The sequence below is a fragment of the Yersinia sp. 1252 StPb PI genome (genome assembly GCF_048593885.1).
Lineage (GTDB): Bacteria > Pseudomonadota > Gammaproteobacteria > Enterobacterales > Enterobacteriaceae > Yersinia > Yersinia enterocolitica_E.
Genome location: NZ_JAZGQE010000050.1, coordinates 12,730 through 27,472, shown reverse-complemented (window position 1 = coordinate 27,472; position 14,743 = coordinate 12,730). Strand labels below are relative to the sequence as shown.

The following is a 14,743-nucleotide window of genomic DNA, read 5'->3' as shown; positions in this document are numbered from 1 at the left end:
GTAATTTAAATAATAAAAAACCCCGCATTACTTAACGGGGTCACTATATTCTGGTTCAGACCATCACCTGGTACCATGAATAATTTTTGCTATCCATTCTGCCTGATGCGAGCAATCAAATTATCAATGTTATCAATGTGTGATGCGGCCAATATCAAGCTACGCCCCAAACTCAACGCATGACGCTGACATTCCCGGCGCATCTCTTCATCAGCGATACTATCCAGATCAGCAACATGTGCCAGGCCAATGGTACGCCGAATTAATTCAGTACCACAAAACCCTATCGCGTCTTGCCAAACCTGTTGCAGGAACTGTGGTACATATCCTTCGGTCGCTAAGGCCAAATCCTGCGTTTTCTCCTGACTTAACGCCACGAAACGGCTGGAAAATGTTTGCCAGATAATATGCACATCTTTCAGCCGTTGCTCGCGGCTGGCTGCGGCATCACGTGGGCCGGCCAGGCCGGGTAGTCCACAGTAATTGAGCAGTAAATTCCCTAGTGCGGTACCCACATCAAAGCCGATTGGGCCATAGAAACCAAATTCGGCATCAATAGCTTTTAAACGCCCCTCAGCAACGAAGATAGAACCGCTATGAATATCCCCGTGCAGCAATGCTTCGGCCTTACTCAAGAAGCGATGTTTAAGTGAGGCCACCGCCACCTTGAGAGCATTATCCTGGCGCAGAGCCAGTACATCAGGGAGTAATGCCGGATCAAAATTATTACGTTCATGATCAATATAAGGGTCAGTAAAGAATAGATCCTCAGTAATCTGGCACAACTCTGGATTGGTATAGCAGCTCACTGCCGCTTTTTTAGCTTGTGCTGACTGATAAAAATCTGAGGTATGGAATAAGGTTTGCGCCAAATATTCAGCCAGTTGTCCCGCCGCTTGCGGATAGTGTTTACCTGCCAGCAATTCACTGCGCCAGATATGGTGATCAGATAAGTCCTCTTGCACCATTACCGCCAATTCAGCATCGTGATGCAACACATTGACCGTGTGTTGCGGGCAGAATTGGCTGTGTGTTAACAGGGTTTGCGCTTCAATTCTGGCGCGATCCAAGGTCAACGGCCAAGACTCCCCAACACAGCGCACATAAGGCAGTGCCTGTTTGACAATCACCCGACTGACACCGGCCGCATCACGGATTTTAAACACCAGATTAAGATTGCCATCCCCGATTTCATCGGCCGTCACTAAGGTCAGTGGATCAGCAACCTGACCAAATTGGCGAGCATATTCAACAGCATCCGCAGCAGTAAATGTATGGTAGCGCGACATCTTCGACCTCTTTATTCTTTACCCGATTCTGGTTCACTCACCGCCAACTACTTGCTTAGCTGTGAAATTATTCTCTGTTAGAGCAAAAAAATCCGTATTTAGGCGTAAAACCATATAGACGTCTACACATCCATAAGATATGTTGGCAGAATAAGAAACCAGATGCAATAACGCAACATGGATTTAACTGACAATGCAGACGCTTAACAGGCTCGATTTACAAACCACCAGCTTAAGAATTATCGATAGCCAGCTCTGGATACTCGATCAGCAAGCATTACCACAGCGTCAGGAGTGGCTATTAGCTGATACGGTAGAATTACTGATTGGCCATATCCAGACATTGCGAGTGCGTGGCGCGCCGCTTATTGGACTGTCAGCAAGTTTATTATTGGCTTTGCTGGCAGAACGTGGTTTGCCGCAAGCTCAACTTGAGCAGGCACTCATCGCGCTGCGTGAATCCCGCCCGACGGCAGTCAACTTGATGAATAATCTGGCACGGATGCAGCAGGCTTTGCTACAAGCCAACTGGGTCGATAGCCTGGCTCGCGAGGCGCTACATCTGGTAGATGAAGACCGAGAATTGTGTGAGTGCATTGCCCGGCATGGGGCGGCACTGGTTAAACCGGGTAGTAACTTGCTAACCCACTGTAATACCGGTGGGCTCGCTACGGCGGGCATTGGTACCGCTATCGGCGTATTATTAAAAGCCCATCAACAAGGTAAGATTAACCAGGTGTGGGTTGATGAAACCCGTCCTTTGCTGCAAGGCGGCCGCTTAACCGCCTGGGAGTTAGGTGAGTTAGGTATTCCATATCAATTGATTTGTGATTCGATGGCTGCCAGCCTGATGGCTCAGGGCAAAGTGGATGCTATCTGGGTCGGCGCGGATCGCATTGCCGCCAACGGCGATGTGGCAAATAAAATAGGCACTTACAGTTTGGCGGTGTTGGCCCACTATCACAATATTCCGTTCTATGTTGCCGCTCCGCACACCACTCACGATCCAAACTGCCCGAATGGTGCAGCGATCCCAATCGAGCAGCGTGCCGCCAGTGAAGTGACCGGTGTCTCAGGCAGCTTTGGCAGTTGCCATTGGGCACCAGAAGATGCCGTTGTGTATAACCCGGCATTTGATGTCACACCGGCGGCATTGATCAGTGGTTGGGTATTAGACAGCGGCGTCATTAGCCCAGAACAAGTGGCGGCAGGCTTCTTCCAAGCTAAGAATGAGCAATGTTTGTAATTTTATCCCCAAAGCAATTGAAGCCGCAGCGGTGTTAGCTGCGGCTTAAAGTACGAAGGTGATCAATCCAAACGTGGATAAGCATCGGCTATCTTATCGCCAGTAAAATGTGCCACCCACCCCTCAGGATTATCAAATACCCGAATAGCCGTGAAATTCGGTGCAGACCCCATATCAAACCAGTGGCGAGTATCGGCAGGGACAGAAAGTAAGTCATTCTTTTCACAAAGTATTTGATAAATTTTACCGTTCAGATGCAAACAGAACAGCCCTGCCCCTGCAACGAAAAAGCGCACTTCATCTTCGCCGTGGGTATGTTCTGATAAAAACTTCTCACGCAACACTTCCCGCTGAACGTTATCAGGCCGCATGCTAATCACATCCCAACTCTGATAACCCTTCTCCGCCACCAGCCGGTCAATCTCATGTTGATAAGCTGCAATCACCGCCTCCGGCTGTGGATTTTCACCCAGTTCACGATCTGCCTGCCAGCGCTCAAAGCGCACACCAATAGCAGTCAGTTGCTGCTGGATCTCTTCAGCATCACGGCTTTGCCACAACGGTTGTTCCGGCTGCTCATCACTAAAAATCGTTAATCCGCTCATGCTGTAAAATCCTCCAAAACGATTTGATCAAAACGGCTCACCTGTGGGTGGCGGCTTTCGTTATCAGGTAAGTCGCGAATCAGTTGGCAAGTTTGCCAACCCGCCAGTTGCGCGGCATCCAACTCCTGGCGGATATCAGATAAAAACAGCAGTGCTTGTGGGGCGATAGCTAATTGACTAGCAATATTCTGATAAGAACTCACCTCACGTTTTCCCCCAACATGGGTATCAAAATAGCCACTGAATAGCGGGCGTAAATCCCCTGCATCGCTGTAACCAAACAACAGTTTCTGCGCAGCAACCGAGCCAGAAGAGTAGACATATAACCCCAAACCCTGTTGCTGCCAGTCGGCCAATTGCCGGGCCACTTCTGGGTAAAGATGACCACGAAAGTCCCCTTGCAGATAACCGGTGCGCCAGATAATGCCTTGAATCGCTTTCAACGCCGTGGATTTACGGTCTTCATCCATAAAACCATGTAACGCGGTAATCAATGTTTCAATATCAGCACCCGGCTGTGCAAGCTCATGGCGCAGACTGGTTAGCGCTACGGCAATCTCTTCATCCTGCTGATGTGCACGCAAATAGGGCGTCAGTCGCTCGCGGGCATAGGGGAACAGCACCTGATGGACAAAGCGGATGTCACTAGTGGTGCCTTCAATATCGGTAACAATAGCCTGGATCATTTAGCCCCCACGTTAGGATTGAGATCAAACCAGCGGCGTTGCAGTTCACACTGGAACAAGAATTCCAGCCCTTCCAGATGACGACGGGCTTCCACCACGCTATTTCCCCAGCAATACAGGCCATGACCGCGCACCAAGAATCCGTAGTGTAACGGGTTATTATCTGCCAGTGTGGCAACCCGTTGGGCTAGCGCCGGAATATCCTGATCATTATCAAAAATAGGGATGGCAACCGCATCCAAATGGCTACGCTGACCCGACAGTGATTTCTGCATTTCATAGCCTTGCAATACTAATTCATGGCTACGCTCAACCCGAGATAGCACGGTGGCATTCACCGAGTGAGTATGTAACACCGCATTGATCTCTGGATACAGACGATAAAGCAAGGTATGTAGCCCGGTCTCTGCCGAGGGTGTGCGCCCACTTGGAACATGGTTGTTGGCGGTTTCTACCAGTAGAAAATCGTCAGCGGTGAGGCTGCCTTTATCTTTACCTGATTCAGTAACCAGACAATGAGTCGAGTCCAGCCGCAGGGACATATTACCACCGGTCGCTGGGCACCAGCCCTTCTCCCCGATCCAGTGGCAGGCGGCTAACAGCGCGCCAAGTTGTACATTTTCTGTCATTGCATATCCCTGTTGTGGTGTAGGTGGGTCATCACATTTAGCAACCGCAATTTGCCCGACGATCAGCCTTAGTACATTTTTATCTATGCTTAGCAAATTACAGCATTTAGCCGTTTAAACATCTAAGCGTCTTGATTGCCAAATCTTAACATCGTGTTATATTGACGGCAACATACAGCGCCAGGAGTATTCATCTGCCATGAGCACTTTATCCTTTATTCCAGACAGTAAATTGCCGGCACAAGGCACCACAATCTTTACGCAAATGAGTGCATTGGCGCAAAAATACCAAGCGATTAACTTATCGCAAGGGTTCCCCGATTTTGATGGCCCAGACTATTTGAAACAGCAATTGGCCTATCATGTCAGTCAAGGTGCAAACCAATATGCCCCAATGACCGGCGTGGCACCGCTGCGCAATGCAATTGCGGAGAAAACGGCTAAAATCTACGGCTGGCAGCCCGATGCCGACAGCGAAATCACCATCACTACCGGTGCCAGCGAAGCCCTGTTTGCCGCCATTACCGCCCTGGTGCGCCCAGGCGACGAAGTTATCTGCTTTGATCCCAGTTACGACAGCTATGCACCGGTAGTTAAACTGGCGGGCGGCATACTCAAGCGCATAGCACTAAAACCTCCGACATTCGCCACCGACTGGTCTGAATTTGCTGATCTGGTTTCTGAACGTACTCGTCTGGTTATCGTCAATACGCCGCATAACCCTTCAGCGACTGTTTGGCGGGCGGAAGACTTTGAACAACTGTGGCAAGTGATTGCTGAACGTAATATCTATGTGCTGAGCGATGAGGTGTACGAACACATCTGCTTTAGCGCCGCAGGCCATGCTAGTGTGCTGGCTCATCCGCACCTGCGCCAACGCGCCATTGCAGTGTCCTCTTTCGGCAAAACCTTCCATATGACCGGTTGGAAAGTGGGGTATTGCATCGCCCCCGCCGCTATCAGTGCCGAAGTGCGTAAAATTCATCAATATCTGACCTTTTCGGTTTGCACGCCGGTTCAGCTCGCATTGGCGGATATGCTCAATACCCAACCAGAGCACTGGCAGCAACTGCCCGATTTTTATCGCGCCCGTCGTGATCGCTTCGTCAATGCGCTGTCCACCAGCCGCCTGAAAATTCTGCCGAGTGAAGGCACCTATTTCCTGTTGGCCGATTACAGCGCGGTTTCTGATCTTGATGATGTTGAATTCTGCCAATGGTTAACCGAACATGTCGGCGTGGCAGCGATACCGTTATCGGTATTTTGTGAAGGCCCGTTCCCCCATAAACTGATCCGGCTGTGCTTCGCCAAACAGGATGCCACGCTGGATGCTGCTGCGGAGCGATTGTGTCAACTTTAAAACTGACCCTGTTGCAACAGCCATTGGTATGGTTGGATGCACAGGCAAATCTGCGCCATTTTGACATGCTGTTGGAGCCACTCCGGCAGCGTGATGTGATTGTGTTGCCAGAGATGTTTACCACCGGTTTTGCCATGAATGCGGCTGAAAATGCATTATCAGAAGGTGAGGTCATCAACTGGTTACGCCATTGGGCCACAGTTACTGATGCCCTGATTGGCGGCAGTGTGGCGCTGAAAACCACCGAGGGTGCGGTGAACCACTTCCTGCTGGTTGAACCGAATGGGCGCGTTCATCATTATGACAAACGCCACTTATTCCGCATGGCCGGTGAGCACCACCACTATCAAGCGGGCAAAGAGCGCAAGGTGGTGGAATGGCGTGGCTGGCGAATTTTGATGCAAGTTTGCTATGACCTGCGCTTTCCGGTGTGGTCACGCAATTTGCAAGATTATGATTTAGCACTCTATGTCGCTAACTGGCCTGCTCCCCGCGCCAAACACTGGCAAAGTTTACTGACAGCGCGCGCGATAGAAAATCAGGCTTACGTCGCCGGATGTAATCGGGTCGGCGATGATGATAACGGCCATCACTATCAGGGCGACAGTGTGATTCTGGATGCTCAAGGCCAGGTGTTGGCGCAAGCAGAACCGGGACTGGCTGTGCAACTGGATGCTGAGTTGTCTTTAGAAACATTGCAGAGCTATCGCGAAGCCTTTCCGGCATGGCGCGATGTTGATGATTTTTTATTGTTGTAAAGGTAAAACCAGGGGGAGCCGTACCGCAAAAGTGCTCCCCCAGTGTATTAAACCCGTTGCCAGGATAGCACCGTTTCCAGATAAGCCTGAATGGCTAGCGCAATATCACTATGCGTGACGGATTCATCAGGATGATGGCTTACCCCTCCTTTGCAGCGCACAAACAACATCCCTACCGGCCAGCACTCAGCAACAGCAATGGCATCATGCCCCGCACCACTAGGCAGCAATAATGAGCGCCCCTGTACCCGATCAATACTGGCGTTGATTCGCTGGCGCAAAGCCATATCACATTCGGTAGCACTGATACGGTAAAACTCTTCTGATGAAAAAGTCAGGCCGCGCTGTGCTGCTATCACTTGCGCCTGCGCCAACAAACTGGCCAGTAACTGGTCCACGTGACAGTCTTGCGGGCCACGAATATCCAGCGTCAGAGCCACCTCTGCGGCAATCACATTCACAGCACCTGGCGAACAACTGAGTGTTCCAACTGTCGCCACTAAATGTTCACCATAGCAAGCAGTCAACTGTTCAACGACACCAATCCATTGCGCCGCACCGGCCAATGCATCTTGCCGCTGCCCCATCGGCACCGTACCAGCGTGGCCCGCTAAGCCAATAAATCGGCAATTCAGACGGCGCGCGCCATTGATTGCCGTCACCACGCCCAATGCCAAATCGGCCTTTTCTAAACACGGCCCCTGTTCAATGTGCAGCTCCAGATAAGCACAAAAATCACTCACCTCACGTCGCGCACTGACAATAGCCGCGGGGTCAAAATCAAGGTTCTCCATGGCCTGCGCCACACTGACACCCTCAGCATCAGTTTTACTCAACCAATCGGCCGGCCAGCACCCAGTGATACCTTTACTACCCAGCAGGGTAATACCAAAGCGCGTACCCTCTTCATCGGCAAAACCAATCACCTCAATGGCCACCGGCAGCCGCTGCTGCTGACGATACAAATACCCCACCACTTCTAGCGCACTTAATACACCTAACATGCCATCGTAACGGCCGGCATTGCGCACCGTATCAAGATGAGAGCCTAACAATAGGGCCGGCGCATCAGGTTGCAGCCCTTCATAACGGCCGCAAATATTACCAACTGCATCCTGCCAGACGCGCATCCCGACCGCCTGCATCCATTCACCCACTTGCTGATTTGCCCGCAAATGTTCAGGAGACAGGTACACCCGCGTCAGCGCATCCGCTGATTCACTGATTGCCGCCAGCACATCACAACGGGCCAAGACCCGTAATGCAGCCTGCTCTGCCTCGGCATCCGGCAGGGTAACAGCCATCAGTTCGCTCCGTTTAGTGGATCAATAACCGGTTTATCACTCTCAGCCTGATAGACATTCCACGCGCTTTGCAATCCGTTGCCCTGAACCGTGGCAAAACCTAAACGGTTTAATACCGCCTCCAATGCCACCAGCGTTTGCATCACACAATCTTTACGCGCGTTATATCCCATAGTGCCGATGCGCCAAATTTTGCCATTTAACGGCCCGAATGAGGTACCAATCTCGATACCAAAATCATTTAGCATCAGTTGCCGCACTTGCTCACCAGGAACACCGGTCGGAATAACCACCCCCAACACATTGTTCATGCGGTGCTTCATATCACCGAACACCGCCAGCCCCATTCCCTGAATGCCCGCCAACAACGCTGCACCATGCAAAGCATGACGGGCAATACCGTTATCCAATCCCTCTTCCAGTATTACTCGTGCGCATTCCCGTGCCGCAAACAACATACTGGTGGCTTCGGTATGATGATTCAGGCGCTCCGGCCCCCAATAATCCATGATCATGCCCAAATCAAAGTAATTGGAATAGATCATCTCTTCGTCGCCATCAGCATGATCCTGAGTACGGATCCCCTGCTCAATACATTTGCGTCGCCGAATTTGCTCAGCGAATTGTGGGCTGAGGGTTACCGGAGCACTGCCTGATGGCCCGCCAAGGCACTTTTGCAACCCGGCAGATACCGCGTCCAACCCCCAGGCGTCAGTTTCCAATAGGTTCCCCCCCAGCGATGCAGTCGCATCGGTATAAAACAACACTTGATGGCGGCGACAGATCTCGCCCAACTCAGCCAGCGGCTGCAACATGGTGGTTGAGGTATCGCCCTGCACCGTCAATAGCAGCCGTGGGTGCACTTTCTTGATAGCATCTTCAATCATTTCTGGGCTGAATACCTCGCCCCACGCCACTTCGATAGTGTGGACTTCGGCCCGGCAACGGCGGGCAATTTCACACAATAAGTGACCAAAACGGCCAAAAACCGGCACCAGAACTTTATCGCCAGGGCGGATGGCCGACAGCAAAACCGCTTCAATACCCGCACGAGAGGTGCCATCGATCAACATCGTCCACTGATTCTCAGTGCGGAAAACCCCACGATATAGCGCCATCACCTGATTCATATACTCTGTCATCGCCGGATCGTATTGCCCGATCAACTGACTGGCCATTGCCCGCAATACCCGGGGATCGGCATTGATCGGCCCCGGCCCCATCAGCAACCGTGCCGGTGGGTTAATCTGACAAAACAGCGGGTTAGGGTTTATTGCCGACATAGAAAATCTCCATCCTTAAATAATTCAGTGAAATGTGGCCTACAACCCACGGACCGATGATATAAACTGTTTTAATTCAGTAGTTTGTGGATTAGCAAATAAGGCGCGACTTTCGCCCTGCTCCCACACCCGCCCTTGATGCATAAACACCACCCGGTCACCCACTTCACGGGCAAAATTCATCTCATGGGTCACCAGAATCAGTGTCATACCTTCTGCCGCCAACTGTTCGAGGACTTTCAACACTTCCCCCACTAACTCAGGATCCAAAGCCGAGGTGATCTCATCGCACAGCAATACCTTCGGCTGCATCGCCAGCGCGCGGGCAATCGCCACACGCTGCTGCTGCCCACCGGAAAGATTAGCCGGGTAATAATCGAGCCGGTCTGCCAGCCCAACTTTTTCCAGCATCAACGCCGCCAGTTCACGGCACGCGGTCGTGCTCTTTTTCAGTACCCGACGCGGTGCCAGCATCACATTCTCCAATGCTGTCATATGTGGGAACAGATTAAAATTCTGGAACACCATGCCTACCGAGTGGCTAATCTCCCGCGCCTGCGAATCACGATCCGTTACCGTCATACCGCCCAACTTGATACTGCCGTCCTGATATCCCTCCAGCCCGTTGATACAACGCAATAAGGTACTTTTACCTGAACCACTGCGGCCAATTATTGAGATCACTTCGCCCATCTCGATATCCAGATCTACGCCTTTAAGTACATGGTTCTGGCCATAGTATTTTTGAACCTGATTAATGGTGATCAGCGGCATGGAATTTCCTCTCCAGAGAATGGCTGTAACGCGACAACGGATAACACATCAGGAAATAGCCCAGCGCCACTAAGCCAAAAACTTTAAACGGCTGATAAGTGACATTATTGAGCATGGTGCCCGCTTTGGTTAATTCGACAAAACCAATGATCGATGCCAGTGCTGTGCCCTTGATAACCTGCACCGAGAAACCCACGGTCGGTGCAATTGCGATACGCATCGCCTGCGGCACAATCACCCGCAATAACGTCTGGCTGAAACTCAGGCCCAGACAGCGGGAAGCCTCCCACTGGCCTTTCGGCAACGCGGCAATACTGCCACACCAGATATCCACCAGAAAGGCACTGGTAAACAGTGTCAAAGCCATCGCCGCAGCCGCCCACGGGCTAACATCAATACCCAACAGCGCTAAGCCGAAGAAGGCCAGAAACAGTTGCATCAGCAACGGCGTGCCCTGAAACAATTCGGTATATAAACGGACAAAACGAGCAGCCCAACACCAACGACTCAAGCGCATCAACATCAATGGTAATGTCACTAATGTGCCGCCGAAAAAGGCCGTTAGTGACAGTAACAGCGTCCAGCGGGCGGCCAATAACAAGTTACGGATGATATCCCAGTCAGTAAACATCATGAGTTATGGCTCCCAAAGAATCGACGGCCAACCGCCAGCAGTAATTGGCGCATTGCGATGGCTAACAACAAATAGAGCAAGGTGGTCACCAGATAGACCTCAAAACTGAGGAAGGTGCGCGACTGAATCAGGTTGGCGGCAAATGTCAGCTCTTCAAATGACACCTGCGATACCACCGCAGAACCGAGCATCACAATAATGCACTGGCTTACCAGCGCCGGATAAATGCGCTGTAACGACGGCGGTAGGATCACGCGGAAAAAAGTCTGACTACGGCGTAACCCTAATACCCGCCCCGCCTCCCACTGGCCTTTAGCGCTGGCTTGAATGCCGGCACGAATAATCTCCGTGCTATAAGCGCCCAGATTGATAGTCATCGCCAGTAAGGCTGCCTGACCGGCGCTAAGTTTCAAGCCAAGTGCCGGTAAACCAAACACAATAAAAAACAGTTGCACCACGAATGGGGTATTACGCACAATTTCTACATAACCGCCCCATATCCGGCGCAATATAACCCTATCACCACAGCGAATTGCGGCTCCCGCTATCCCCAGCGCAATACCGCCGAGGGTGGCCATAGCCGTCAGCTCAATGGTGGTCAACAGGCCCGACAATAGTTCAGGCAGATAAGGCCACAAAGCAGAGAAATTAAGCTGATAGGTCATAGCCAGCTCCTGTTATGCACCCAAATCAGCCGGTAACGGCGCCTTCAACCATTTCTCGGACAAACCATTTAGCGTGTTATCCTGCAATGCTTCCCCAATCAGTGCATCCACTTTGGCTTTCAGAGCCGGTTCTCCCTGACGTAAACCGATATAACACGGTGAATCTTTCAGCATAAACTTCGCCACCGGTGCCTGGGTTGGATTCTGGCGAACCAGTGCACTGACCACCAAATTGCCCGTCGCCAGATAATTCACCTGACCAGACAGGTAGGCTGACAGCGTAGTGTTGTTATCTTCATAGCGTTTAATCTGAGCATCTTTAGGGGCTAACTCACTCAGCACCATATCTTCCACTGCACCACGGGTTACCCCCACCGTTTTACCTGCCAATTGTTCTGGTTGCTTCAGTGCATCGTCTTTAGCACCAAATACACCCAAGAAAAACGGCGCATAGGCACGGCTAAATGCGATGGCTTTTTCCCGTTCAGGATTTTTACCCAAGCTGGAAATCACTAAATCCACTTTATCCGTTTGCAGATAAGGCACTCGGTTGGCACTGGTCACCGGCACCAGTTGCAACTTTAGTTTCATCTTATCGGCTAAATAATGCGCCATGTCGATGTCATAACCCTGCGGCTGAAGATCCGTACCAACCGAGCCAAATGGCGGGAAATCCTGTGGAACGGCGACCCGCAACACACCACGCTGCTGAATTTGCTCTAACTGATCGGCTAACACCGAAGGAGCCTGAACCCATATCAGTGCAGCACCCAGCAAGGCCAACATCCGCTTTTTCATGTTCATAGCATATCTCCGCTAACTCAGTAATGAAACGATGGATTCTTTAAAAGCAAATACTGAAACCATCGTTGCAACTACTGTGCCAATGATAACCTATGACGAGAGGCCCATATTTAGGCTTACTACACGAATCACAAGGAATAAATCGAAGGGAAGGACTCACAATCAAGGTGCAAATCAACAATCAAAACGCACCACAAAAGTGCATTAATTGATAAAAAGAAGGCGTTAGCGCGCCGCCGGGAGGTGAAAGTGACATAAGCTGCCGCAACAGCCAGAAGAGGGTTAACCCCTTCGGACACTAAACTAAACAATAGCCTTTTGACCTATCGGGCGAACAAACTACCGTTGCTCTAACTCTCCTAAAGCATCATATAAATCAGCGATTTGATGAATTCGCTGACGCCCCTGTGCGAGCATTTCATGCAACAAAGCATTACTCAGTAAATTTGCCAGACTCATGGCCGAAGAGTAGCTATCAAAAGCCGATACGCTGTCGAGCGGCGTAGTCAACCGCCAACGTGCTAACGGCAATATTGATTGAGCCTGCGGCTCACAAATCAGCAGCGTCGGCACGCCTTGTACCTGCATTTGTAGTAGGATCTCGCGGATAACTTTTGGCCGGCGGCGAAATGCCACCACCATAACTAAATCACGCGGCGTGACATCCACCAACTCCTCTGCCAGCGTCTGCCCCGCTTGCGGCACCAACTGCACGTGCTGGCGCACCTGCAACAACTGTTGACGTAAATGCAGAGCAACCGGGTAACTGTTTCGTAGCCCCAACAATAAGATACGCGGCGCATGTATCATCGCATCGATAACCTCGGCTAACTGACGGCTATCCAACTGACTCACCCAATGCGTTAAATTCGCCATTTCTTGCTTATAGTGGCGCGCCAGCAAGGTGTTCCCTTGTACCGCATCACGGCTATCGGTCAATGGCATACCGCTTTGACGCAAGGTGCGTACTTCTTCACGCATTTCCCGGTAACTGGCGTACCCCAGGCGCTTAAACAGCCGGCTAACCGTGGCTTTAGACACCCCACTCAAGCGCGCCAATTCAGCACTGTTATAGCTAATCAGGTCGTCAAAATGATCAAAAATAAAATCAGTAACGCGCTGCTCCTGCGGGGTCAATTGCGCATAATGTGCCCGCAAACGTTCATCAATCTGTTTCATACCCTTCTCCGGCCAATGAAACTATCGTTTCAGCATAAGCATTTTTGCGGAAAATAGCACACAAGCCCACCGCAGTAATAAGATAATTTTCATGCTGAGTGCTAAATCTGTCATTCGGGAGCCCGTCGGCCACGGTTCGATTAGCCTGCTTGGTTGAAGCAAAGTGATCACCGATCGAATATCAACTAAAACCCGATCTGAACTGAACTGAACTGAGATAAAATTTATCCCTTGGTTTATCATTCCTAATTATCTAATACTGTCGCTCTTATCAATTCAGAATAATTCCTTATGACACAAAAAGCTGAAAACTCCGGGTTAAGTCCGGCATTGATCGTGTTGATGTCGGTCGCAACCGGACTGGCTGTTGCCAGCAACTACTATGCCCAGCCACTGCTGGAAACCATCGCACAAACCTTTAATCTCTCGGTCAATCAGGCTGGGTTTATCGTTACTGCGGCCCAGTTGGGCTATGCCGTGGGATTAATGTTCCTGGTGCCGCTAGGGGATATGTTTGAACGCCGTGGGCTGATTGTGGGCATGACCTTGCTGGCCGCTGGCGGCATGCTGATTACCGCGATGTCACAAAACCTCACTATGATGATTGTTGGCACCGCGCTCACTGGTTTGTTCTCAGTGGTGGCACAATTACTGGTGCCGCTGGCGGCCACTCTGGCTGCGCCGGAAAAACGCGGCAAGGTGGTCGGTATTATTATGAGTGGCCTGCTGCTGGGGATTTTGCTGGCACGAACCGTGGCAGGAGCACTGGCCTCCATTGGCGGTTGGCGCACCATTTATTGGGTCGCCAGCGCGCTGATGTTCGTCATGGCATTAGTATTGTGGCGCTACCTGCCGCGCTATAAACAACATACCGGTTTAAATTACGGCCAACTGCTTGGATCGATATTCTCGCTGTTTATTCGCACACCAGTGCTGCGCACCCGTGCCTTGCTCGGCGCGCTCTCGTTTGCCAACTTTAGTGTGTTGTGGACGTCGATGGCCTTCTTACTGGCTTCTCCCCCCTTCGGCTATTCAGAAGCTACTATCGGACTATTTGGCCTGGTCGGTGCTGCTGGCGCGTTGATGGCGACCAAAGCTGGCCAATTGGCGGATAAAGGTAAAGCCCGCATCACCACCAGTGTTGGTTTGGGATTACTGCTGTTGTCATGGATACCTATCGCCCTGGGGCAGCATTCCATCATCGCGCTGATTATCGGCATTGTGGTGTTGGATCTGGCGGTTCAGGGGGTGCATGTCACCAATCAGAGCGTGATATATCGCATGATGCCGGAAGCCAGAAATCGCTTAACCGCCGGTTATATGACCACTTACTTTATCGGTGGGGCGTTAGGTTCGCTGATTTCAGCAGCAGCATACCAACATGCGGGCTGGTATGGTGTGGCAATGGCCGGTTTGGTGCTATGCATACTAAATATTACGACGTGGCTGGCCGGTAAACGCTTTGATCCTCCCGCTAATCAACCCGTTGAGTGATCTCAGTTAGTTAGCTAACTAATAATCAATACA

15 protein-coding genes are annotated in these 14,743 nt (G+C 51.1%); 4 read left to right on the top strand and 11 right to left on the bottom strand.

Translation table 11 applies throughout. From position 1 onward, the window contains the following. Positions 1–89: 89 nt before the first annotated feature. A complete protein-coding gene (gene mtnK, locus V2A85_RS09915) occupies positions 90–1,289 on the bottom strand; it encodes an S-methyl-5-thioribose kinase (protein WP_372558144.1) in 1,200 nt (399 codons plus the stop codon). Between the two features lie 193 nt (positions 1,290–1,482). Here mtnK and mtnA point away from each other — a divergent pair, with 193 nt between their 5' ends. Then, positions 1,483–2,535 (top strand): S-methyl-5-thioribose-1-phosphate isomerase, encoded by a 1,053-nt coding sequence (mtnA, locus tag V2A85_RS09910; protein ID WP_420071337.1) that lies wholly within the window; start codon positions 1,483–1,485, stop codon positions 2,533–2,535. Positions 2,536–2,597: 62 nt separating this feature from the next. Here the strand turns inward: mtnA and V2A85_RS09905 are convergent, their stop codons facing one another. Genes V2A85_RS09905 through V2A85_RS09895 form a run of 3 tightly spaced genes read right to left on the bottom strand, consistent with a single transcriptional unit; the run spans position 2,598 to position 4,455 of the window. Continuing rightward, the gene (locus V2A85_RS09905) at positions 2,598–3,140 is read right to left on the bottom strand and encodes a 1,2-dihydroxy-3-keto-5-methylthiopentene dioxygenase (protein ID WP_420071336.1); all 543 of its coding nucleotides are present in this window, start codon (positions 3,138–3,140) and stop codon (positions 2,598–2,600) included. Continuing rightward, positions 3,137–3,826, bottom strand: a complete 690-nt coding sequence (gene mtnC, locus V2A85_RS09900) for an acireductone synthase (RefSeq protein ID WP_372558141.1) — start codon at positions 3,824–3,826, stop codon at positions 3,137–3,139. Before mtnC ends, V2A85_RS09905 begins: the two co-directional genes overlap by 4 nt. Next, complete coding sequence (locus V2A85_RS09895; protein ID WP_372558140.1) at positions 3,823–4,455, bottom strand: methylthioribulose 1-phosphate dehydratase; 633 nt, start codon at positions 4,453–4,455, stop codon at positions 3,823–3,825. The genes mtnC and V2A85_RS09895 overlap by 4 nt, the downstream gene beginning before the upstream one ends. Before the next feature lie 199 nt (positions 4,456–4,654). Between V2A85_RS09895 and V2A85_RS09890 the strand changes: the two genes are divergently transcribed. Then, positions 4,655–5,815, top strand: a complete 1,161-nt coding sequence (locus V2A85_RS09890; protein ID WP_420071335.1) for a pyridoxal phosphate-dependent aminotransferase — start codon at positions 4,655–4,657, stop codon at positions 5,813–5,815. Continuing rightward, positions 5,803–6,573: an amidohydrolase gene (locus V2A85_RS09885; protein WP_420071334.1), complete on the top strand. Its 771-nt coding sequence runs from the start codon at positions 5,803–5,805 to the stop codon at positions 6,571–6,573. The genes V2A85_RS09890 and V2A85_RS09885 overlap by 13 nt, the downstream gene beginning before the upstream one ends. A gap of 47 nt (positions 6,574–6,620) precedes the next feature. On the opposite strand, the gene hpxK is transcribed toward V2A85_RS09885, so the two are convergent. The 7 genes from hpxK to V2A85_RS09850 all read right to left on the bottom strand — a co-directional run bounded on the left by hpxK (position 6,621) and on the right by V2A85_RS09850 (position 13,216). Further along, positions 6,621–7,877, bottom strand: coding sequence for an allantoate amidohydrolase (hpxK, locus tag V2A85_RS09880; protein ID WP_420071333.1), 1,257 nt, complete (start codon positions 7,875–7,877; stop codon positions 6,621–6,623). Then, positions 7,877–9,160, bottom strand: coding sequence for a pyridoxal-phosphate-dependent aminotransferase family protein (locus V2A85_RS09875; RefSeq protein WP_372558136.1), 1,284 nt, complete (start codon positions 9,158–9,160; stop codon positions 7,877–7,879). Before V2A85_RS09875 ends, hpxK begins: the two co-directional genes overlap by 1 nt. A 39-nt stretch (positions 9,161–9,199) precedes the next feature. Further along, positions 9,200–9,934: an amino acid ABC transporter ATP-binding protein gene (locus V2A85_RS09870; protein ID WP_420071332.1), complete on the bottom strand. Its 735-nt coding sequence runs from the start codon at positions 9,932–9,934 to the stop codon at positions 9,200–9,202. After that, positions 9,915–10,568, bottom strand: a complete 654-nt coding sequence (locus tag V2A85_RS09865) for an amino acid ABC transporter permease (RefSeq protein WP_420071331.1) — start codon at positions 10,566–10,568, stop codon at positions 9,915–9,917. Before V2A85_RS09865 ends, V2A85_RS09870 begins: the two co-directional genes overlap by 20 nt. After that, positions 10,565–11,233 carry an amino acid ABC transporter permease gene (locus V2A85_RS09860; protein WP_083160181.1) on the bottom strand — a complete coding sequence of 223 codons (669 nt, stop codon included), beginning with the start codon at positions 11,231–11,233 and terminating at the stop codon, positions 10,565–10,567. Before V2A85_RS09860 ends, V2A85_RS09865 begins: the two co-directional genes overlap by 4 nt. Before the next feature lie 12 nt (positions 11,234–11,245). Then, positions 11,246–12,037, bottom strand: a complete 792-nt coding sequence (locus V2A85_RS09855; RefSeq protein ID WP_372558133.1) for a transporter substrate-binding domain-containing protein — start codon at positions 12,035–12,037, stop codon at positions 11,246–11,248. Between the two features lie 339 nt (positions 12,038–12,376). Further along, positions 12,377–13,216: a MurR/RpiR family transcriptional regulator gene (locus V2A85_RS09850; protein ID WP_420071330.1), complete on the bottom strand. Its 840-nt coding sequence runs from the start codon at positions 13,214–13,216 to the stop codon at positions 12,377–12,379. Positions 13,217–13,507: 291 nt separating this feature from the next. Here V2A85_RS09850 and V2A85_RS09845 point away from each other — a divergent pair, with 291 nt between their 5' ends. Further along, positions 13,508–14,710 carry an MFS transporter gene (locus tag V2A85_RS09845; protein ID WP_372558131.1) on the top strand — a complete coding sequence of 401 codons (1,203 nt, stop codon included), beginning with the start codon at positions 13,508–13,510 and terminating at the stop codon, positions 14,708–14,710. The last annotated feature ends 33 nt before the right edge of the window (positions 14,711–14,743 follow it).

Coding starts and splice junctions, on each gene's coding strand:
- mtnK (WP_372558144.1), bottom strand. CDS start 1,289: ATGTCGCGCTACCATACATTTACTGCTGCGGATGCTGTTGAATATGCT.
- mtnA (WP_420071337.1), top strand. CDS start 1,483: ATGCAGACGCTTAACAGGCTCGATTTACAAACCACCAGCTTAAGAATT.
- V2A85_RS09905 (WP_420071336.1), bottom strand. CDS start 3,140: ATGAGCGGATTAACGATTTTTAGTGATGAGCAGCCGGAACAACCGTTG.
- mtnC (WP_372558141.1), bottom strand. CDS start 3,826: ATGATCCAGGCTATTGTTACCGATATTGAAGGCACCACTAGTGACATC.
- V2A85_RS09895 (WP_372558140.1), bottom strand. CDS start 4,455: ATGACAGAAAATGTACAACTTGGCGCGCTGTTAGCCGCCTGCCACTGG.
- V2A85_RS09890 (WP_420071335.1), top strand. CDS start 4,655: ATGAGCACTTTATCCTTTATTCCAGACAGTAAATTGCCGGCACAAGGC.
- hpxK (WP_420071333.1), bottom strand. CDS start 7,877: ATGGCTGTTACCCTGCCGGATGCCGAGGCAGAGCAGGCTGCATTACGG.
- V2A85_RS09875 (WP_372558136.1), bottom strand. CDS start 9,160: ATGTCGGCAATAAACCCTAACCCGCTGTTTTGTCAGATTAACCCACCG.
- V2A85_RS09870 (WP_420071332.1), bottom strand. CDS start 9,934: ATGCCGCTGATCACCATTAATCAGGTTCAAAAATACTATGGCCAGAAC.
- V2A85_RS09865 (WP_420071331.1), bottom strand. CDS start 10,568: ATGATGTTTACTGACTGGGATATCATCCGTAACTTGTTATTGGCCGCC.
- V2A85_RS09860 (WP_083160181.1), bottom strand. CDS start 11,233: ATGACCTATCAGCTTAATTTCTCTGCTTTGTGGCCTTATCTGCCTGAA.
- V2A85_RS09855 (WP_372558133.1), bottom strand. CDS start 12,037: ATGAACATGAAAAAGCGGATGTTGGCCTTGCTGGGTGCTGCACTGATA.
- V2A85_RS09850 (WP_420071330.1), bottom strand. CDS start 13,216: ATGAAACAGATTGATGAACGTTTGCGGGCACATTATGCGCAATTGACC.
- V2A85_RS09845 (WP_372558131.1), top strand. CDS start 13,508: ATGACACAAAAAGCTGAAAACTCCGGGTTAAGTCCGGCATTGATCGTG.